Origin of the sequence: Saccharomonospora marina XMU15 (genome assembly GCF_000244955.1) — a bacterium.
GTDB classification, from domain to species: Bacteria; Actinomycetota; Actinomycetes; order Mycobacteriales; family Pseudonocardiaceae; genus Saccharomonospora_A; species Saccharomonospora_A marina.
In genome coordinates, this window is record NZ_CM001439.1 from 3,638,412 (window position 1) to 3,658,547 (window position 20,136).

A 20,136-nucleotide genomic window follows, 5' to 3' on the forward strand; every position below is an offset into this window, starting at 1 on the left:
ATCGTACCCGAACTCCTTAGCGAGCCTAAAGGTTTTACCCGTCGCGGGATGTGCTCGACGCGTCCTCCGGGGCGGACGGGCGCAGGTTCAGTTTGCTCACCGCCCCCGGGTCGCGACGGGACTTCAGGATGCTCGCCACAGTGGTGATCACCAGCACCGAGACGATCACTCCCAGCGAGGTCCAGTTGTTGATCTCCAGCCAGGCCGGTGTCACGTGGTACTCGTGCAGCGCGTGCAGCACGAGCTTCACGCCGATGAACGCGAGGATGAACGCCAACCCGTAGGACAGGTAGACCAGCTTGGTCACCAGCCCGCCGAGCAGGAAGTACAGCTGCCGCAGCCCCATGAGCGCGAAGGCGTTGGCGGTGAACACCAGGTAGGCGTCCTGCGTGATACCGAAGATCGCGGGGATGGAGTCCACCGCGAACAGCAGGTCAGCGCTGCCGATGGCGACGATCACCACGAACATCGGCGTCAGGTACCGCTTGCCGTCCCGCTTGACGATCGACTTGTGCCCCACGTACTCGTCGGTGACGGGGAAGACCTTGCGCACCCAGCGGGTCACCAGGTTCTCGTGGTACTCCTCGTGCCCGCTGTCGCCGCGCACCATGCTGATCGCCGTCCACACCAGGAAGGCGCCGAAGATGAAGAAGATCCATACGAACTTGGCGATGAGCGCGGCACCGATCGCGATGAACGCGCCACGCATCACCAGCGCCAGCAGGATTCCGATGAGCAGCACGCGGTGCTGGTGGATCGCGGGCACCCGGAACGACGACATGATCACCATGAAGATGAACAGGTTGTCGACCGACAGCGAGTACTCGGTGAGGTAACCGGTGAAGAACTCGACCCCCGGGTCGTGACCGCCGAACAGCCACACACCGATGCCGAACACGATCGCGCACGAGATGTAGAAGATCACCCAGCGCGCGGCTTCACCGGTGGTGACCTGATGGGGCTTGCGGTCGACGATCACGAGATCGATCGCCAGCAGCGCGAGCAGGCCCCCGATGGTGGCAAGCCACAGCCAGAACGGCACGGTCATATGACGACAACCTCCGGTTAGCGGAAATACGGGCCACTACCCGGAGGTCTCTTCCACCGGCCGCGCCGGCCGACGGCGCCGGGTGCCCCAGGGACAGCCGTGCTGACGACGCCGCCGCGAAGGAATACTCCCCTCCACAACGTGTCCAATCATCGCGGGTCCGGATTGGGAAAGCCAGCCGCTGCGGCTCACACCGGGCGACTTCCGCCGTAACCTGTGTCACAGGCGCGGCTGGAGCCCGCCTCGGGCGAGGATGCCCACAGCGGGTTCTCAGCAAACGCCGCATAGTGTGAGGGCGTGCGCCGAACTCCACGTCCACGCGGCCGTCGGCTGCGCCTGCTCGCGTTGCTCGCCGCCGTCGTCGTCCTCGGCGCGGGTGCGGTGCTCTGGATCGGCGACGGCGACGAGACACCTTCCTACCTCACGCGGGACGCCACAATCGACGTCGCCGCGGCCCCCGGTTCGCAAGAGCGCGTGCAGCTGGACACCACGCTGTACGTGCCGGAGGTGACCCCCGCTCCCGCGGTGCTGCTGCCGCACGGCTTCGGCGGGGACAAGAACAGCGTTTCCCGGGAGGCGGCCGAACTCGCCGAGCGCGGGTTCGTCGTGCTGACCTACTCGGCGCGCGGCTTCGGCACCAGCACGGGGCGCATCGCGCTGAACGACCCCGACTACGAGGTCGCCGACGCGGTCCGCCTCGTCGATCACCTCGCAGGGCTGCCGGAGGTGCTGACCGAGGGTGACGGCGATCCGCTTGTCGGCGTCACCGGTGCTTCCTACGGCGGCGCGCTTGCCCTGCTGCTGGCGGGCACGGACGAGCGGGTGGACGCGATCGCGCCGGTGATGACCTACAACGATTTGGCGCAGGCGCTGCTGCCGAACTACGCCACCACCGGCGAGTCGCGCGCCACCACCCCCGCCGCGGGCATCGCCGCCGACGGCGGAGTGTTCAAGCGGGCATGGGCGGGCACGCTGTTCTCCGCCGGACTCGGAGCGCCAACGGCAGGCGGCCCCGGCGCCGAGGCGATCGAGCCGGGCGACGAGCTGGACAACGGTGACAGCGGCACCGGCGGCACGGGCGCCACCGGCGAGGCCGGCGAGGCCGGTGCCGGTTTCGGGACCTCAGCGCCGTCCGGCGCGGCGCGTCAGGGCAACCCCGCGCCGCCCGCCACGGACGAGGTGTGCGGGCGCTTCACCGAGCAGGTCTGCGCCGCCTACAACGACGTCGCCGTCGACGGCCGGGCGAGCGAGCCGACGCTGGCGCTGCTGCGCCGGGTGTCCCCCGCCTCGGTCACCGGCGAGATCACGGTGCCGACCCTGCTCGTCCAGGGCGAGAACGACACCCTGTTCGGCCTCGACCAGGCCGACGCCAACGCCCGGCAGATCTCCGAGGCGGGAGCACCCGTTTCGGTCATCTGGTACACCGGCGGGCACGACGGCGGTGTGCCCGGCCCGCAGCTTCGGGCCACCATCGGCGACTTCCTGCAAGCCCACCTCGACGCCGAGCACACCGGCGAGACCGCCGCCCCCGCACCGTTCCGCTACGACGTGCAGGGCTCGCTGCGGGCATCCGGTGCGCCGTCTGTGCGCAGCGTGGAGGCCGACGGCTATCCCGGTCTCGGCTCCGGTGAAACCCTGCGCCGCACGGTCCCGCTCGGAGGACCGGAGCAGGTGGCCCTACGCCCACCGGGGGCGACACCCGCCGCGGTGAGCGGTATCCCCGGCCTGAACCGGGTGGTGGCGAACTCCTCGCGGCTGTCCGGCCTGTTCACCGTCGATCCGCCCGGCCAGTCGGCGACCTTCCTCTCGCGGCCGCTGGACTCCCAACTGCTCGTGGCGGGCTCCTCGACCGTGCGGCTGCGGATCGCCTCGGCCGGTGGCCCTGCGCCCGCGGACGCGGCGGTGCTGTTCGCCAAGCTCTACGACGTCAACCCCGACGGCACCCGGACGCTGCCTGGCAACGCCGTCTCCGCGATCCGCGTGCCGTCGTTGCCCCCCGACGGCACACCCGTCGAGGTGACCGTGACGCTGCCGGGTGTGGTGCGGCCGGTGGAGTCCGGGCACCGGCTGCAACTCGTCGTCGGCACGACCGACCAGTCCTACGCCACCCCCACCACACCCGCCGCCTACCGCCTCTCGCTCGCGGGCGACGCACGGCTGGCCGTGCCCGTGGTCGGCGGCAACACCGTGACGTCGGGGTGGCCACTGCCGCAACTGCTCGGCATCGCGGGCACCCTCGCGCTGGCCGCGGCGGTGGCGGTGGTGGCCGCGCTGCGGCGGCGCCGCTCACACCGGCCGGACCCGGCGCTGGAACACACCCCGCTGGTCATCGAGGGATTGACCAAGTCCTACCCCGGCGGGCTGACCGCCGTGAGCGGGTTGTCGTTGCGCGTGGAGCCGGGCCAGGTGCTCGGCCTGCTCGGGCCCAACGGCGCGGGCAAGACCACCACGCTACGGATGCTGATGGGCCTGATCACCCCCACCGAAGGCGAGATCAAGGTGTTCGGGCACCCGGTGCGACCCGGTGCGCCGGTGCTGTCGCGCATCGGCTCGTTCGTCGAGGGCTCCGGATTCCTGCCGCACCTTTCCGGTGAGGCGAACCTGCGGCTGTTCTGGGCCGCGACCGGGCGGCCACCGGAGCGCGCGCACTTCTCGCAGGCACTGGAGATCGCCGGGCTCGGCGACGCCGTGCACCGCAGGGTGCGCACCTACAGCCAGGGCATGCGGCAACGGCTGGCGATCGCGCAGGCGATGCTGGGGCTACCGGAATTGCTGGTGCTGGACGAGCCGACCAACGGCCTCGACCCGCCGCAGATCCACCAGATGCGCGAGGTGCTGCGCCGCTACGCGGCCACCGGCCGCACGGTGCTGGTGTCCAGCCACCTGCTCGCCGAGGTGGAGCAGACCTGCACGCACGTGGTGGTGATGCACCGCGGCAGGTTGGTGGCCTCCGGCGCGGTCACCGACATCGTCGCCGGTGGCGAGGCGACGTTCCGGGTGGACCGCCCCGAGGCGGCCGCGGAGGCACTGCGCGCGGTCGGCGGGGTCTCCGGCGTGGACGTCGAGGGCCAGCTGGTGCATGCCGACCTCGACGGCCTGCCACGCTCGGAGGCGGTGGCGGCTCTGGTGCGTGCCGGGGTCTCGGTGGAGCAGGCTGGTCCCCGCAGGCGCCTGGAAGACGCGTTCCTACAGTTGGTCGGCGAAGGCGAGGGCGGCTGATGAGCACCGACGCCGGGAGAACCCCCGACGGCACCGGCGCTGAGGCCGGGCGGCACGGCGTGCACACCGATCCGGCTGCGCTGGACGAGCTGACCGAAGCCGCCCGCGGGGAAACCGTGCGGGTGGGGCCGGACGGGGCCGTCGCGGGCTACCGGGCGGCACGGACGCTGCGGCTGGGTGTGGAGTTGCGCAGGCAGTTGCGCAGGCGGCGCACCCAGCTGGTCCTGGCGCTGGTGGCGCTGCTGCCGTTCGTGCTGGTGCTGGCCTTCGAACTCGGCGACGCCAGCCCGAACCGCCGTTCGGGCGGCTTCATCGACCTCGCCACGGCGAGCGCGCCGAACTTCGTGGTGCTGGCGATGTTCGTCTCGGGCTCGTTCCTGCTGCCGATGATCGTCGCGCTGTACTTCGGCGACACGGTGGCAAGCGAGTCCTCGTGGTCGAGCCTGAAGTACCTGCTGGCCATCCCGGTGCCCCGGCACCGGCTGCTGCGGCAGAAGGCGGTCGCCTCGGCGCTGCTGTCGGCGCTCACGGTGGCCGTGCTGCCGGTGGTCGCGCTCGGGGTCGGGGTGGTCTGGTACGGGGCGGGTGAGGCGATCAGCCCCACCGGCGACTCGATCGCGTTCGAGCAGAGCCTGGTGGCCATCGCGCTGGGCACCGGCTACGTGTTGCTGCAGCTGTCCTGGGTGGCCGCGCTGGGACTGCTGCTGAGCGTGTCCACCGACGCGCCGCTCGGCGCGGTCGGCGGCACGGTGCTGGTGTCGATCCTGTCGCAGATCCTGGATCAGATCACCGCGCTCGGTGACCTGCGTGACTTCCTGCCCACGCACTTCTCGTTCGCGTGGATGGACCTGATCGCCACCGACGTCGAATGGACCGACATGGCCTCGGGCGTGCTGTCGGCGGTCGTCTACGCGACCGTGTTCGGGTTGCTGGCGGCCCGCCGGTTCGCCACCAAGGACATCACCAGCTGACCGAGCCCGGACGTTGGGCCTCGGCGGGGAAGTCAGCCAGGTTGCCCACCAAAGGACGTCACGAGCTGACCGAGCCCGGGGTTTCCACCGCCGCGCCGTCAGCACACCCGGAACTCGTTGCCCTCCGGGTCGCTCATCACCAGGCACCTGGCGCCTGGCTCGTCGAGTTCGCGTACCAGCCGCGCGCCCGCGGCCACCAGCACATCGGCCCTGGCCAGCACCTGCTGCCAACCGCGCTCGGTGTGCTGGTGCGGCGCGCTGGCCACGATGTCGAGGTGCAAGCGATTCTTCACCGTCGGGCGTGCGGGCACGCGCTGGAACAGCAGCCGCGGGCCTGCCTGCGCGGGGTCGACGACGGCCACCTTCGAGTCCCAGCTCTGGCGTGGCAGCCCGAGCGCGTCCGCGAAGTCGGCCCAGGAACCGTACCCCTGTGGCGGCGGCTGCAACTCGTAGTCCAGCGCGATCGCCCAGAACTCGGCGAGCCTGCGGGGATCGGCCGCGTCGAAGGTCACCTGCACACCCAACGCCATCTGCGCTGTCTCCCTTCCCCTGCTGCTGACAAGTCTGCCGGGCACGGGGGACAATCGCGAACGTCAAGCCTTCCCGGTCACCGGCTCGCACCGGCGATTCGCCCCAGGAGGCCACATCATGCCTCGACCCGTTCATTTCGAGATCCATACCGGCGACCCCGAACGGGCCATCGCCTTCTACACGGCGCTGTTCGACTGGTCGTTCGAACGGTGGGGCCCCGAGCCCTACTGGTCGGTCACGACCGGTGAGGGTCAGGGGATCGACGGCGGCCTGCTGCTCCGCAGCGGCCCGCCGCCCGACCCGGACTCCGCACCGGGAGCCTTCCCGCTCACGATGGAGGTCCCCGACATCGACCTGCTGACCAGGGAGGTGGTGCAGGCCGGAGGCACGGTGGCGAGCGAGAAGAGCGCGATACCGGGGGTGGGGTGGCTGGTGCACTGCCGCGACCCAGAGGGCAACCTGTTCGGCATGCTCGAGCCCGATCCGGACGCGGGTGAGCGCACGCGCGGAGTTACTTGACTCCGGCCGCGTCCATCCCGCGTAGTTCCTTCTTCAACTCGGCGATCTCGTCGCGCAGCCGGGCGGCCAGTTCGAACTGCAGGTCCCTGGCCGCCTGCATCATCTGGTCGGTCATCTGCTGGATGAGGTCGGCCAGCTCGGCACGCGGCATGGTTGTCACGTCCCGGTCGGCCAGCACGCCCGAGCTGCGCACCCTGTCACCATGCTCCGGCTTCTTGCCGCGCGAGGAGTTACGCCCGGAACCGCCCACCTCGATCTGCTGCTCGGAGTCGTCCGCCTCGGTGTAGACGCGGTCGAGGATGTCGGCGATCTTCTTGCGCAGCGGCTGCGGATCGATCCCGCGCTCGGTGTTGTACGCGATCTGCTTGGCACGCCGCCGGTTGGTCTCGTCGATGGCGTAGCGCATCGAGTCGGTGACCTTGTCCGCGTACATGTGCACCTGGCCGGACACGTTGCGGGCCGCACGACCGATCGTCTGGATCAGCGAGGTGCCGCTGCGCAGGAAACCTTCCTTGTCGGCGTCCAGGATCGCCACCAGCGACACCTCCGGCAGGTCGAGACCCTCCCGCAGCAGGTTGATGCCGACCAGCACGTCGAAGTCGCCGGAACGCAGCTGCCGCAGCAGTTCCACCCGGCGCAGCGTGTCGACCTCGGAATGCAGGTACCGCACGCGGATGCCCAGCTCGAGCAGGTAGTCGGTGAGGTCCTCGGCCATCTTCTTCGTCAGCGTGGTGACCAGCACCCGTTCGTCGCGGTCCGCGCGCGTCCTGATCTCGTGCACCAGGTCGTCGATCTGGCCCTCGGTGGGTTTGACGATCACCTCGGGGTCGACGAGCCCGGTGGGACGGATCACCTGCTCGACGAACTCGCCGCCGGTCTGGCCCAACTCGTACGGCCCCGGCGTCGCCGAGAGGTACACGGTCTGCCCGATGCGGTCGGAGAACTCCTCCCAGGTCAGCGGGCGGTTGTCCAGCGCGCTCGGCAGCCGGAAACCGTGCTCGACGAGGGTGCGTTTGCGCGAGGCGTCACCCTCGTACATGCCGCCGATCTGCGGCACCGTCACGTGCGACTCGTCGATCACCAGCAGGAAGTCGTCGGGGAAGTAGTCGAGCAAGGTGGCGGGCGCGGAACCCGGCGGACGCCCGTCGACGTGCCTGGAGTAGTTCTCGATACCGGAACAGGACCCGATCTGGCGCATCATCTCGATGTCGTAGCTGGTGCGCATCCGAAGCCGCTGCGCCTCCAGCAACTTGCCCTGCTTCTCCAGCTGCTGCAGCTGCTCGGCGAGTTCGGCCTCGATGCCCTGGATGGCCTTCTCCATCCGTTCCGGCCCCGCGACGTAGTGGGTCGCAGGGAAGATCCGCACCTCCTCGACCTCGTTGACGATGTCGCCGGTGAGCGGGTGCAGGTAGTACAGCCGGTCGATCTCGTCGCCGAAGAACTCCACGCGGATCGCGAGTTCCTCGTACGCCGGGATGATCTCCACCGTGTCGCCGCGCACCCGGAACGTGCCGCGCGCGAACGCGAGGTCGTTGCGGGTGTACTGCACATCGACCAACGCGCGCAGGAAGGTGTCGCGGTCCACCTCGTCGCCCACCGCCAACCGCGTCGAGCGGTCGAGGTAGGACTGCGGTGTGCCGAGGCCGTAGATGCAGGACACGCTCGCCACCACGATGACGTCCCTGCGCGAGAGCAGGTTCATGGTCGCGGAGTGCCGCAGCCGCTCCACGTCGTCGTTGATCGAGGAGTCCTTCTCGATGTAGGTGTCGGTCTGCGGGACGTAGGCCTCGGGCTGGTAGTAGTCGTAGTAGCTGACGAAGTACTCCACCGCGTTGTGCGGGAACAGCTCCCGCAGTTCGTTGGCCAGCTGAGCCGCCAGTGTCTTGTTGGGCGCCATCACCAGCGTCGGCCGCTGCACGCGCTCGATGAGCCACGCGGTGGTGGCCGACTTGCCCGTGCCGGTGGCGCCGAGCAGCACCACGTCCTTCTCGCCCGCCGAGAGCCTGCGGGCGAGTTCGTCGATCGCGGCGGGCTGGTCGCCCGCCGGGGAGTAGTCGCTGACCACCTGGAATCGACCGTCCGAGCGGGGGATCTCGGAAACGGGACGGAACTCGGAGTGCGCCAGCACGGGGTGCTCGGTTGCGAATGCCACGTCTTTCAGAGTAGGCGCCCGCACCGACAGTTCGGAGCGCCCTCGGCCGGTCAGCCCGCCGCGCCGACCAACCCGACCGGGTTGCCGCGCACCGCGGCCGCCAGGCACACCTCGCAAGGCATGCCGGTGAACGTGGTGAGCACCTCGGCCTGGCCGGGTCGGATCCGCTCACCGCACAGCGCCGTCAGCTCCTCGGGCGCCGGTCGCGACTCGGGCAGCGGCACGACATGGCACACCCGTCTGGTCTCGCCCACGACGCCTCGACGCAAGCGGACAACCGCTACCGCTTCACCCGGTTCAGGCATTGTGGACCCCATATGGGGAGCGTATTGGCAGGCTGTCGGGAACGCTTCGTGTTCACCGACCAACGATTGACCACATTACTGGTACGACAGACCGAAGAACTGTCTACGATCGGGTGAGTACCCCGGTTCCCAGCCAACGGCACAGGTTCAGCGCCAGCTCAAGATCCAACCGGTTGTCCGACACCGGCCTGCCCACGAGTTCCTCGGCCTTGCGCACCCGGTACTGAACCGAATTCTTGTGCATCGTCAACCTGGAGGCTGCGGCCGTGTAGCTGCCACCGGAGGCCAGGAACACCCGCAACGTCTCCCGCAGCCGCGCGTGCTGCTCGTCGTCGACGGCGAGCGGGCCGAGCATGTCCTCCACCCACAGCCGCGCGGCGTTGAGATCGGATGTCATCAACGCCACCGCTCCCACCTCGCGAAACGTCAGGGCCCGCTCGCAGGCACCGCCCGCGGCCAGCGCGAGCGCCTGAACGCGCAGCGCCTGCCGGTGGGTGCGGCGAAAGCCGTCGAGACCCACTCCGGGATCTCCGATGGCAAGCCGCACGTCGGGGTCGGACTCGGCCAGCACGCGCTCGATCCGGCGACGCTGCGGCAGTACGGGCCCTTCGACCGGCAACCACACCCACGCGCACAGCTCGTCCCTCGGCACGAACAGCGCCCTGCCCTCGCCACCGTCGCCCACCAACCGGCCCGCGACCGTCTCCAGGCCCACGAGCGGGTCAGGCGGATGCGCGTCGGCGGGGTACCACGCGATCATCCCGACGTGGTGGCCGCGCAGCCGATAGCCCAGCGCCACCTCGGTGGCGTCCACGTCCACGCCGTCCTCGTCCAGCAACGCGCGGACCCTGGCCGCACGCACGGCGCTGCGGTTGAGCAGCCAGCGGTCGCGCTCCTCCTCGTAGGCCGAGACCACCTGCCGGGTGACGCGGTCGATGAAGGTGAAGGTGGTGGTGAGCGCGTGCCGCATCGTCAGGCCCAGCTCTTCGGGGTCGGAGATCTGCCGCGCCCCCTCGGCCAGCGCCTGGTCCAGCACCGCGGTCTGACCGAGGTAGTAGGCCCTGATCAGATCGACCACCGCGGTGCCGCGCTGGGCGAGCCTGCGCGCGTACTCGACGGCGGCGGCGGGCGCCTCGACACGTTCGGGGTCGATGCCGTGCTGGAAGATCCGAAACGCCGTGTCGATGTTTTGGTACACACTCGCCGACAGCAGGCTGACCATGTTCTCGTCGTCGTTGACCAGGTGCGGCAACTCCCGCTCGTACAGCGCCACGAGTTCGCCGGTCAGCTCGTCGGCTCTGTGCGCGAGAGCTGTCGCGATGCTCGCCAGACCGCGCATGACCCCCGGCTCGGTTTGCACGGCATCACTCTAGGGCGTGACATTCGCCTCACGGCTGTAAACCCCGCAAGATGGCCCGCATGGCCGTACACCCGCCCAAACACGAACGGTTCGACGTCGACGCGATGACCAACACCGACCCCAAGGGCACCGTCCGCGCGGTGCAGGAGTACCGGGTCGAGCCGTTCGGGCTGTACCTGGCGCGACCGGTGCCCGGCCGGGCGCAGTTCCACTACCTCGAGTCGTGGCTGCTGCCGGAACTGGGGCTGCGCGTCTCCGACTTCTGGTTCAACCCCGGCCACGAACGCGATCAGGACTTCTACCTCGACATCGTGACGGTCGAGGTCGACGCCCGCGACCGCGCGTGGCACACCACCGATCTGTACCTGGACCTCGTGCTGCGCTGCCACCGTGACGTGCGGGTGGTGGACACCGACGAGTTACTCGCCGCCACGGCCGCCGGGCTGGTGTCGCAGCGGCAGGCGACGTGGGCACTCGACACCGCCTTCGGCACCGTGGACTCACTCGCCCGGTACGGCTACGACCTCGCCGCTTGGCTGGCGACGCTGGGTGTCCAGCTGCGCTGGAAACGTCACCCGAAGGCCGGCTGAGGCCGCCCGCCCCGGCCCCGCCGCGAGCAGGCACCTCGGCAGCGCAACGCCGCACTCACACGGGCGCAACAGGGTCGACATACGACGGTGAGAGGTTGCGCCGCATGACGATGCCGATATGGGAACGCAGGAAGCTGCTGAGAGCGGCGACCGGACTCGCGGTGGCGGGCGCGGCCGCCGTGCCCACGCCGACCGCCGCAGCGAGCACCCGAGGGCGGGGACCCTCGATCCTGCAACCGAACGCGGGGCCGCGACGAGGGCATTACCTCGCGGCGAGACCGGACACCGTGACCTGGGGCAGGCTGCCCAACCGCGACAGCACACCCGCGGCGGTGATCGACTCCGGCTCGGTGATCACCATCGACACGGTCTCCCACGAGGGCGTGCTCGAGGACCAGGGCCAGGATCCGATGGAGTACTTCACCGGGCACGGCGTGCGGCCGTCGCAGGTCCTCACCGACGCCGTCGAGGTGGCCGCCGGCGTGCCCCACGACGGGCCCGGCCCACACGTGATCACCGGACCGGTCGCGATCCGCGGTGCCGAACCGGGGCACACGCTGAAGATCGAGGTGCTGGACCTGCGGCTGCGAGTGCCGTACGGAGTGGTGTCCAACCGGCACGGCAAGGGCGCGCTGCCCGGCGAGTATCCCGATGCCTGGGTGGGCAGGCCTGAGTTGGCGGCCTACTTCAACCCCGGCGGCAACATCAGCGTGTTCACCAAGGTCGGCAGCCGACGTGGCGAACTGGTCGGTGTGCTGCCCGGCGAACTCGCCCGGTTCCCGCTGGCGCCGTTCCTCGGTGTAATGGGCGTCGCGCGGGACACCTCGGAGCTGGTGAACTCGGTGCCACCGACCGACGCGGGCGGCAATATCGACATCAACGACCTCGGCCTCGGCAGCACCCTGTACCTGCCGGTGCGAGTGCCCGGCGCGCTGTTCTTCACCGGCGACCCGCACATGGCTCAGGGCGACGGCGAGGTGGCGCTGACGGCGATGGAAGGCTCGCTGCGCGCGACCTTCCGGCTGACCACGATCCCGCCGGGAGGGCCCGCACCGAAGCTCGCCTTCGACGAGCCGTTCGGCGAGACCCGCGACCACTGGGTACCGATCGGACTGTCCGATCCGGACGGTCCGGCCGACGGGCAGCAGACCAGTCTGGACGTTGCCATGAAACGGGCTGTGCGCAGCGCGCTGCGGTTTCTCACCGAGGAGCGGGGAATGCCGGAACCCCTCGCCTACGCCTATCTCAGCGCGGCCACCGACTTCCAGGTGTCCCAGGTGGTCGACATCACCACCGGCATACACGGCCTCATCCGCAAGACCGATTTCGGCCGCTGACCGAGGGCGACACGCGCCCGCCGCTCGTGGCGGCGGGCGCACCGGTGTCCGTGAACCGGTGACGCCGGTACCGGCCGTCACCCGCGCTCGGTGGCGCGGTCGAGGTCGAGCGCCCAGTACTGCCCCACGAGTTCTCGGCCGAAGCTTCGGTGGGGCTCCTGCTCGACCAGTTCGAAACCGCGGGAGCGGTAGAGCTTGCGGGCCGAGACGAGGTTGTCGTTGGTCCAGAGCGTGACGCGCCGGTAGCCCCCCTCGCGGGCGAAGGCGAGACACGTGTCCACCAGCCGGGCGCCCACGCCGCGGCCACGCGCCACCGGGTCGACGAGCAGAATGCGCAGCTTGGCCGTGACCGCGTCCGCACCCGCTACGCACAGTATGCAGCCGGCCCGCCTGCCATCGACCTCGGCGATCCAACCCGCCTCGCGCACCGGGTCGTGATCGTTGGCGAAGTCGGCGACGATTCGAGCCACCAGCGCCTCGAAGGTGCCGTCGAAACCGTATTCCGCCGCGTACAGCTCGCCGTGTGCCTGCACGATCCAGCCGAGGTCGCCGGGTCGGCCGATTCGACGTATGTGGCTCATTTCGACACTTTCCGTTACTGAAACGAGTGTGGTAGTTGTGTCAGACTAGCGGCATGAGCGATGCGGCCTCAACCGATTTCACCGACGGGGAACCCGACCGACCGGCTCCCCCGTCGCCGCGCAAGACCGAACTGCTGGAACGGGCCTACCGGTACGCGCTCGAACACGGCATCGCGGGCATCTCGCTGCGGCCGCTGGCCGCCGCGATCGACTCCAGCCCGCGGGTACTGCTTTTCCTGTTCGGCAGCAAGGAAGAACTTGTGCGCGCCTTGCTGGCGAGGGCGCGCGCGGAGGAACTGGCGCTGCTGGAACGGCTGCGGGCCGGAGCGCGGCAGCCACTCGGGCTGGCTGTCGTGGTCGAGCACCTGTGGGAATGGCTGGCCGCCGAGCAGCGGTGCGGGCTGCTGAAGCTGTGGGTCGAGGGGTACGCGCGTTCGCTGATCGAACCGGACGGTCCGTGGGCCGGGTTCGCGGTGGACACCGTCGAGGACTGGCTGGACGTGCTCGCCGCTCACCAGCCACCGGCCGAACGGGACACCGAGGAGGGCCGGGCGATGCGCACCGAGGTGCTCGCGTTGCTGCGAGGCACCTTGCTGGACCTGCTGGCGACCGGCGATCGGGAACGAACCACCGCCGCCGTACGCATGCGGGTGCGTTCGTTGCGAGCGCGTGAGTGAAGCAGGCCCCACGTGATCCCACGGTGATCCGCCGGTGAACAGGCAGGTGAGCAGTGGGTGGCAGTGGATGAGCAGGCAGGTGCGCGACACCGCCGACACCGCCGACACTACTGCGAAGGCCACCACCGAGTGCGCGAGAAGCGCCCTGGAACGCAGAACTCGCAGGCAGGAACGCAGAACTCGCAGGCAGGAGCGGGGGACTCGCAGGCAGGAGCGGGGGACTCGCGGGTCAGGGGTGAGGTTGGGCCGCGCGCTGTCTCAGCTCGGCCCTGCGCACCTTGGCCGAGGCCGTCATCGGCAACTCCGCCACCACGTGCCAGCGTCGCGGCACCTTGAACGGCGCCAACCGCTGCCTGCAGTAGGCGTCCAGCGCCTCGATGTCCGGCGGCGACGCGTTCGACGGCACCACGAACGCCACCACCAGCTCGCCCCACCGCTCGTCCGGTGCACCCACCACGGCCGCCCTTTCGACGTCCGCGTGACCGGTGAGCACGTCCTCGACCTCCTCGGGGGAAACGTTCTCACCACCGGTCTTGATCATGTCCTTGAGCCTGCCGACGATGCGCAGCCTGCCACGGGCGTCCATCTCGGCCAGATCGCCGGTGTGCAGCCAGCCCTCGCCGTCGAGAGCCTTCGCGGTGGCCTCAGGGTCGTCGTGGTAACCCCTGGTGATACGGGAGCCGCGCAGCAGCAACTCCCCGCGCTGCCCCACCGGCAGCGCGGTCCCGTCGGGGCCCGCGACCCGCACGTCGGTGCCCTCGATCGGCAGGCCGACCGTGTTCCTTCGCACCTCGTCGCTGTCGGTCAGCGGCGCCGTCTGAAGCGCGCAACCACAGGTCTCGGTCATCCCGAACGTCACCGACAGCCGCGCGCCGAAGCCGGACTCGATGGCCTCGACCATCCTCGGTGTCAGTGTGGAACCGCCGGTGAACACCACCCGCAACGACTCGAAACGCCCGGCAGGGAAGTCCGGCCTGGACATGAGCAGGTGCAGCAGTGTGGGCGCGGCCGAAAGCAGGGTCACGGCCCGCTCCCGCAGCACCCGCAACACCGCGCCCGGCTCGAACGGCATCACGATGTGCTCGGCCCGCTGCCACAGAGCCCCGAGCACGCCGAGCACGTTGCCCGCGGTGTGGAACAGCGGCATCGGGTTGAGCCACACCCCGCCCGGCGGCAGCCCGATGCGGCGGGCGAAGGCATGCGCGGTGTCGACCATGCCGCGATGGTGGATGCGCACGCCCTTCGCCGGGCCGCTCGTTCCCGAGGTGAACTGGATCTGCGCAGGCGAATCGGGGTCCACGACGGGCAGCGCGGCCGGTTCATCGTCGCCGAGCAGCGAGCGCGGATCCTCGCCGACCACCACCACCTCGGGCGGGTCCGGCAGCCGGGACACCACCGAACGCACCAGGTCGGCGCCGTCGTTGTCCACGTGAACGCTGACCGCCGAGGCGAGCGTGAGCGCGTGCTCCAGCTCCGGTGGCCTCGACTTGGGATTCACCGGAACCAGCACCATGCCGGCCAGCGCCACCCCGAGTTGCAGCAGCACCGCCTGCGGCCCGTTGGACAGGAAGGTCGCGATGTGCGAACCCACCGGATGGCGACGCAGCAGCGAGGCGGCGACCGCCTCCGCGTCCTCGAGCAGCCGCGCCGCCGTCCAGCTGTGCTCACCGCGGGAACCGACCGTGGTCAGTACCACGTCGGCGGGGCCCAGGCGGGCCGCCCTGCGCAGCACGTCGCCGACTACGGCTTCGTCCAGCGCCGGGGGCGGCACCGCCTGCCACTGCGAGCGTGCCAGGCTCATTCGAACCGGTAGCTGCTCGCGCTCGGGCCTTCCAGGGTCTTCTCGACCCGCAGCCCGGCCGGGACGTCCGGGTCCACCTTGGACACGAACACCTCGCGCGTCGGCGGCTCACCGACCTTGGTGTAGTCCAACTTGCCGGGGAAGAGCCCGCCGGTGTCCAGATCGGACGTCTCGCGCATCGCCTTCACCACGCCCTCCGGAGTGAGGTCACCGTTCTCGCACGCACCCTCCAGCGCCCGCGACAGCAGCTCGGCCTGCGCGTAGGCCAGCGGAACCTCCCACCCCTTGGCGCCGTTGGGGGCCTTGGACTCGTACAGTTCCACGGACTTCTTCACGTTCTCGCCCTCGGCGGTGTAGGGCGCGATGCTGGTGATGCTGTAGACGTTGTCCACCAGTGCCTTGCGCGAGGGGGTGTCCAGCAGCGCGGGGTTGAAGGTGGGCGTGTTGCCGATGATCGGCACGTCGACTCCCCTGGAGTCGAGCACGGCCGACAGCGAAGCCAGCTGCGAGGGCGCGGCCGACAGCAGCACCGCGGAAACCCCTTGCTGCTGCAGCGAGGCCGCCTGCGCCGAAAGGTCGGTGTCCTTCGGGGTGATCTCGATAGGCACGATCTCGACACCGCGCTCCTTCGCGGCGTGCTGCGCACCCGCCAGCGCGTCGCTGCCGTAGTCACCGACGAAGTACACGTGACCGATCTTGCTGCCCTTGGCGACGCCGAGGTCGTCGATGAGATAGTCGACGGCGTTGGCGGCCTCGATGCTGTAGGTGGAGCCGGGGACCTGCGCCACCTCCTTGTCCAGCGCGACGCTGGCCCAGCCCATGCCGCCGACGTAGAGGTTGTCCTCCTCGGCCAGCGGCAGTACGGCGGCCACCACCGGCGAGCCGAGCACCTGCTGCAACGCGACGACGTCGCCGGACATGCTGCGGTACAGCGACACCGCCTTCTGCGGGTCGTAGCCGTGGTCCTGCACCTGCAGGTTCACCTTACGACCGCAGACACCGCCCGCCTCGTTCTTGGCTGCCCAGTACGCGCGCTTCTCCTCCACCTGCACCGCCGCGCCCGCGGCGAACGGTCCGGAAAGGTCGGTCAGCACACCGATGTTGATCTCGGAGTCGGTGACGCCGTTGCCGGTCTTGACCTCGTCCGGGTTTCCACCTCCGCCTGCGGCGTTGGGGTCCGTGGTGCTACAGGCGGCCAGCACGGCCACGCAGCCCGCGGCGACCACGGCTGTCAGGGTGCGGATCTTTCTCATGATGCGACGGTCTCCTTCGACGTCGGTGCTACAAGACGCTGGCGCAGCCGGCCAAGACCTCCGGCGAGGCCGCCACGCAGGAACAGCAGGACGGCGACGATCGCGGCGCCGTAGATCAGGCGACTCAGGGTGGCCCCGTCGAGGCCGCCGGAGCCGACATCGGACAGGAACGGAAGCTGCGCGCTGTACTCGGCCAGCACCAGTGGCAACACGGACACGAACACCGCACCAGCGGCGGCGCCCGCTACCGAACCCACACCACCGAGCACGATCATCACCAGGTAGTCGATGGACAGCAGCAACCCGAAGGAATCGGGCGCGATCCTGCTGAACGCCAGCGCCATCAAGGCGCCGCCCACGCCCGCGTACACCGACGAGAGGGTGAACACGGTGGCCTTCGCCGTGGTGACGTTGATTCCCGCGGAAGCGGCGGCGACCTCGCTGTCACGTACGCTCGCCAGCGCCCTGCCCACCCGGCTGGACTTGACGCCGTAGGCGAACCACGCCGCCAACAGCGCGACGACCAGGAACAGGTACCACTGCCGGTGCAGGCCGTCGAACTCGGTGCCCAGCACCGCGAGGTAGTCGGGATCGTGGTTGCTGAAGCTGAACCCCGGGACCGCGAACGGCTCCACCGAGCGGCCGTTGAACCCGCCGGTGAGGTCCTCCAGGTTGATCCACAGGTGCCTGCCGAGGAACACCAGCCCCAGCGACGCCAACCCGAGGTAGATGCCACGCAGCCTGCCCGCGATGGGGCTGAACAGCGCGCCCGCGATCCCCGCGACCGCACCCGCGGCCAGCAGCGCCAGCAGCGGGGGCAATCCGAGGCCGAGCACCCGTTCGCCGGGCTCGCCGACCAGCACCGTGTAGGTGTAGGCCCCGATGCCGATGAAGAACGCGTGCCCCAGTGACAGTTGCCCTGCGACGCCCACCAGCAGGGTCAGCCCGATGGCGCCGACCACGGCGGCCATGGCGAACAGCCCCGTCTGCAGCCAGAAGTCGTCGAGCCACAGTGGCAGCGCGAGCGCGGCCAGCAGGGCGAACCCGCCCAGCGCGAGCATCGGGACTCCCGCCGCCCTGGTCATCCGCTCAGACACGGATGGCCTCCTTTCCACCGAAGAGTCCCTGCGGGCGCACCAGCAGCACCAGCAGCATCACCGCGTACGGGACGACCTCGCCGAACCCTCGGCCGAGGAAGTGCAGCTGCGACTCGTAGCCCACGGCCAGCGCCTGCGCGACCCCGATCACCAGCCCACCGACGATCGCGCCGGGGATGGAGTCGAAGCCACCGAGTACCCAGGCCGGGATCGCGGCCAGCGCGACGAGCGAGACGCTGGGGGTCACACCGGTGGCGGGGAAGGAGGTGAGGAAGACGCCCGCGATGGCGGCGAACGCTCCCGCCAGCGCCCAGCCCGTCGCGCTGGTGCGGCTGAGCCGGATACCCATCAGCGACGCGGTGTCGCCGTCCGCCGCGGCGGCCCGCATTCCGATGCCCCAGTCGGTGCGCGCGGCGAGCAACCCGAGCACGCCGAACAACACGATCGCCAGCACCGCCGCGATGGCCCTGGACGCGGGAAGCGTCACCCCGGCGAACTCCACCACGTCCGCACCCCACGGCGCGCCGTTGCTGAGTACGTCGTTGCCGATCTCGCGGGTCAGCTCCGTCAGCAGCAGGATGTCGACGCCGATGGTGAGAATCGCGAAGGTGCCCGGATTGGGCTCGGCGACGCGGCGCACCAGCAGCGTGTTGATGAGCGCGGCGACGGCCGCGGCACCGAGTACCCCGGCTGCCGCCGCGAGCCAGAACCCCAGCGGTTCGTGCAGCTTCGCGACGAGGTAGGCGCCGAGCAGCAGCACCGAGCCGTGCGCGAGGTTGAGCACGCCGGTCGCCTTGAAGACGACGACGAACCCGACCGCGATCAGCCCGAGCACAAGGCCCAGCGACAGTCCGTTGACCAGTTGGCTCAGCAGGTAGCTCACGCGGCCTCCGTCCCCAGATACGCCCGCACGACCTCGGGGTCGCGCCGCACTTCGTCCGGTGTGCCGTCGGCGATGCACTTGCCGAAGTCGAGCACGGTGATCCGCTCGGCCAGTCCCATCACGAACGGCATGTCGTGCTCCACCAGCAGGATCGAGATTCCCAGTTCCCGCTGCACCGCGGCGATCGTCGCCGCCATGTCCTGCGACTCGCCGTGGTTCATCCCGGCAACCGGCTCGTCCAGCAGCAGCAGGGTCGGCTCCGCGCACAGTGCCCTGCCGAGTTCCACACGCTTGCGGTCGCCGTAGGACAGCGTGTGCACCTCCCGCTGCAGCAGGTGCTCGATGCCGAGCAACTCGGCCACCCTGCCGACCTGCGCCCGGTGCTCCCGCTCCTCCCTGCGCGTGCCGGGCAACCGGAGTCCCGCCCCGAGCACGCCGCCGCGCATCAGCCGGTGCCTGCCGGTCAGCAGGTTGTCCTCCACCGTCAACTCCAGCGACAGCGAGATGTTCTGGAAGGTGCGCGCCACGCCCAGGTCCGCGATGCGGTGTGGGCGCAGGTCGGTCAGCTTGTGCTCGCCGTAGTGGACCGCACCCTCGGTGGCACGGTAGGCGCCACCGAGCACGTTGATGCAGGTGGACTTGCCTGCGCCGTTGGGGCCGATGAGAGCGTGCACGGTGCCCGGCGCGATGTCGAACGACACTGCGGAAAGCGCGGTGATACCGCCGAACCGGACGGTGAGGTTGTCCACCCGCAGCGGCCGCGAACTCGCCGTTTCCCGTTTGGCCCCCGCATGCATGACGGCGGCCAGTTCGCCGATGTCTCCTGCCTGCGCCCGCTGCGCCTGCTCGCCGTCGGGAGCCGCTTCGGGCACCGGACCGGTGCCACCCAGGTAGCGTTGCCTGACCTCGTCGGTGGCCGCGAGTTCTTCGGCGGGACCGGCGGCGGTGACCGTTCCCACCTCGAGCACGAAGGCCACATCGGACACCCGAAGCCCCATCGCCGCGTTCTGTTCGATCAGCAGCACCGAGGTGCCCTGCTCGTTGATCTCGGTGATCAGCTCGCCGATCTGGTGCACCAACTGCGGGGCCAGCCCCAGCGACGGCTCGTCGAGCAGCAACAGCCGGGGTGCGCTCATCAGCGCTCTGCCCATGGCCAGCATCTGCTGCTCACCGCCGGAGAGCAGCCCGCCACGCTGGCGGCGGCGACGGGCGAGCACGGGGAACAGGTCGAACACCCGGGTCAACGCTTCCCGCTTCGCCGCGCGGTCGCGTACCGCGAACCCACCCGCGCGCAGGTTCTCCTCGACCGTGAGGTCCCGGAACACCCGGCGGCCCTCCGGCACCTGCACCAGCCCCGACCGCATGGTTTCCGCGGCCGCGCCGCCGGTGATCGGCTTGCCGTCGAAGTGGATGGAGCCCGCGGTCACCGCACCGCCCACGTTGCCGAGTGATCCCGAGATCGCCCGCAGCAGCGTGGTCTTGCCCGCGCCGTTGCTGCCGAGCACCGCGACCACCGACCCGCGCGGCACCCACAGTGACACCCCGCGCAGAGCCTGCACCGCGCCGTCGTAGCGGACCTCGAGATCGGCCACGGCCAGCAACGGGTCCTCGGGCGGCCCGAACGGTTCCCGCCGCCCGCCTTGGGCAGCGCCGGTCACGGGATCGCACTCGTCGCTGAGTTGCGTCGGCATAGCCGCCTTCCTGCTGAGTTGGTCGTTTGGGTGGAGCTGCGAGGGCCGACCTGTCCGGGGTCCGACGGGCCGGCAGACGGGAACAACAATCGGGTTCGACCGCGAGGGCAACGTTAGATAT

General features: G+C 70.0%; 17 protein-coding genes. 6 read left to right on the forward strand and 11 right to left on the reverse strand.

The features are described 5' to 3' along the window. Window positions 1-34: 34 nt before the first annotated feature. Window positions 35-1,048 carry a TerC family protein gene (locus tag SACMADRAFT_RS17215; RefSeq protein ID WP_009155108.1) on the reverse strand — a complete coding sequence of 338 codons (1,014 nt, stop codon included), beginning with the start codon at window positions 1,046-1,048 and terminating at the stop codon, window positions 35-37. A gap of 297 nt (window positions 1,049-1,345) precedes the next feature. Between SACMADRAFT_RS17215 and SACMADRAFT_RS17220 the strand changes: the two genes are divergently transcribed. Continuing rightward, a complete protein-coding gene (locus tag SACMADRAFT_RS17220) occupies window positions 1,346-4,267 on the forward strand; it encodes an alpha/beta fold hydrolase (RefSeq protein ID WP_040925742.1) in 2,922 nt (973 codons plus the stop codon). Further along, window positions 4,267-5,238 (forward strand): ABC transporter permease, encoded by a 972-nt coding sequence (locus SACMADRAFT_RS17225; RefSeq protein WP_009155110.1) that lies wholly within the window; start codon window positions 4,267-4,269, stop codon window positions 5,236-5,238. Before SACMADRAFT_RS17220 ends, SACMADRAFT_RS17225 begins: the two co-directional genes overlap by 1 nt. A gap of 98 nt (window positions 5,239-5,336) precedes the next feature. Here SACMADRAFT_RS17225 and SACMADRAFT_RS17230 read toward each other — a convergent pair whose 3' ends face one another. Then, window positions 5,337-5,768: a VOC family protein gene (locus tag SACMADRAFT_RS17230; RefSeq protein ID WP_009155111.1), complete on the reverse strand. Its 432-nt coding sequence runs from the start codon at window positions 5,766-5,768 to the stop codon at window positions 5,337-5,339. A gap of 118 nt (window positions 5,769-5,886) precedes the next feature. On the opposite strand from SACMADRAFT_RS17230, the gene SACMADRAFT_RS17235 reads away from it, so the two are divergent. Next, complete coding sequence (locus SACMADRAFT_RS17235; RefSeq protein WP_009155112.1) at window positions 5,887-6,288, forward strand: VOC family protein; 402 nt, start codon at window positions 5,887-5,889, stop codon at window positions 6,286-6,288. Here SACMADRAFT_RS17235 and uvrB read toward each other — a convergent pair. From uvrB to SACMADRAFT_RS17250, 3 genes are all read right to left on the reverse strand, one after another. Beyond that, complete coding sequence (gene uvrB / locus SACMADRAFT_RS17240) at window positions 6,281-8,440, reverse strand: excinuclease ABC subunit UvrB (protein WP_040925743.1); 2,160 nt, start codon at window positions 8,438-8,440, stop codon at window positions 6,281-6,283. The two genes, SACMADRAFT_RS17235 and uvrB, sit on opposite strands and share 8 nt — an antisense overlap. A gap of 50 nt (window positions 8,441-8,490) precedes the next feature. Beyond that, window positions 8,491-8,694 (reverse strand): hypothetical protein, encoded by a 204-nt coding sequence (locus tag SACMADRAFT_RS17245; protein ID WP_009155114.1) that lies wholly within the window; start codon window positions 8,692-8,694, stop codon window positions 8,491-8,493. A gap of 154 nt (window positions 8,695-8,848) precedes the next feature. Then, the gene (locus SACMADRAFT_RS17250; protein ID WP_009155115.1) at window positions 8,849-10,084 is read right to left on the reverse strand and encodes a PucR family transcriptional regulator; all 1,236 of its coding nucleotides are present in this window, start codon (window positions 10,082-10,084) and stop codon (window positions 8,849-8,851) included. Between the two features lie 80 nt (window positions 10,085-10,164). On the opposite strand from SACMADRAFT_RS17250, the gene SACMADRAFT_RS17255 reads away from it, so the two are divergent. Both SACMADRAFT_RS17255 and SACMADRAFT_RS17260 read left to right on the forward strand, forming a co-directional pair. After that, entirely contained in the window at window positions 10,165-10,695 is a 531-nt protein-coding gene (locus SACMADRAFT_RS17255) for a DUF402 domain-containing protein (RefSeq protein WP_040925745.1), read from the forward strand. Between the two features lie 104 nt (window positions 10,696-10,799). After that, complete coding sequence (locus SACMADRAFT_RS17260) at window positions 10,800-12,032, forward strand: acetamidase/formamidase family protein (RefSeq protein WP_009155117.1); 1,233 nt, start codon at window positions 10,800-10,802, stop codon at window positions 12,030-12,032. 77 nt (window positions 12,033-12,109) lie between these two features. Here SACMADRAFT_RS17260 and SACMADRAFT_RS17265 read toward each other — a convergent pair whose 3' ends face one another. Further along, window positions 12,110-12,613: a GNAT family N-acetyltransferase gene (locus tag SACMADRAFT_RS17265; protein ID WP_009155118.1), complete on the reverse strand. Its 504-nt coding sequence runs from the start codon at window positions 12,611-12,613 to the stop codon at window positions 12,110-12,112. 53 nt (window positions 12,614-12,666) lie between these two features. Here SACMADRAFT_RS17265 and SACMADRAFT_RS17270 point away from each other — a divergent pair, with 53 nt between their 5' ends. Continuing rightward, a complete protein-coding gene (locus SACMADRAFT_RS17270) occupies window positions 12,667-13,290 on the forward strand; it encodes a TetR/AcrR family transcriptional regulator (RefSeq protein ID WP_050998141.1) in 624 nt (207 codons plus the stop codon). Window positions 13,291-13,519: 229 nt separating this feature from the next. Here the strand turns inward: SACMADRAFT_RS17270 and SACMADRAFT_RS17275 are convergent, their stop codons facing one another. Genes SACMADRAFT_RS17275 through SACMADRAFT_RS31305 form a run of 5 tightly spaced genes read right to left on the reverse strand, consistent with a single transcriptional unit; the run spans window position 13,520 to window position 20,015 of the window. After that, window positions 13,520-15,091, reverse strand: a complete 1,572-nt coding sequence (locus tag SACMADRAFT_RS17275; RefSeq protein WP_009155120.1) for a class I adenylate-forming enzyme family protein — start codon at window positions 15,089-15,091, stop codon at window positions 13,520-13,522. Continuing rightward, window positions 15,088-16,344 (reverse strand): ABC transporter substrate-binding protein, encoded by a 1,257-nt coding sequence (locus SACMADRAFT_RS17280; RefSeq protein ID WP_009155121.1) that lies wholly within the window; start codon window positions 16,342-16,344, stop codon window positions 15,088-15,090. The genes SACMADRAFT_RS17275 and SACMADRAFT_RS17280 overlap by 4 nt, the downstream gene beginning before the upstream one ends. Then, on the reverse strand, window positions 16,341-17,441 hold the full coding sequence (locus SACMADRAFT_RS17285) for a branched-chain amino acid ABC transporter permease (protein ID WP_009155122.1): 1,101 nt from the start codon (window positions 17,439-17,441) through the stop codon (window positions 16,341-16,343). The genes SACMADRAFT_RS17280 and SACMADRAFT_RS17285 overlap by 4 nt, the downstream gene beginning before the upstream one ends. Beyond that, window positions 17,434-18,324, reverse strand: a complete 891-nt coding sequence (locus SACMADRAFT_RS17290) for a branched-chain amino acid ABC transporter permease (RefSeq protein ID WP_009155123.1) — start codon at window positions 18,322-18,324, stop codon at window positions 17,434-17,436. The genes SACMADRAFT_RS17285 and SACMADRAFT_RS17290 overlap by 8 nt, the downstream gene beginning before the upstream one ends. Further along, a complete protein-coding gene (locus SACMADRAFT_RS31305) occupies window positions 18,321-20,015 on the reverse strand; it encodes an ATP-binding cassette domain-containing protein (protein ID WP_009155124.1) in 1,695 nt (564 codons plus the stop codon). The genes SACMADRAFT_RS17290 and SACMADRAFT_RS31305 overlap by 4 nt, the downstream gene beginning before the upstream one ends. Between the last annotated feature and the right edge of the window lie 121 nt (window positions 20,016-20,136).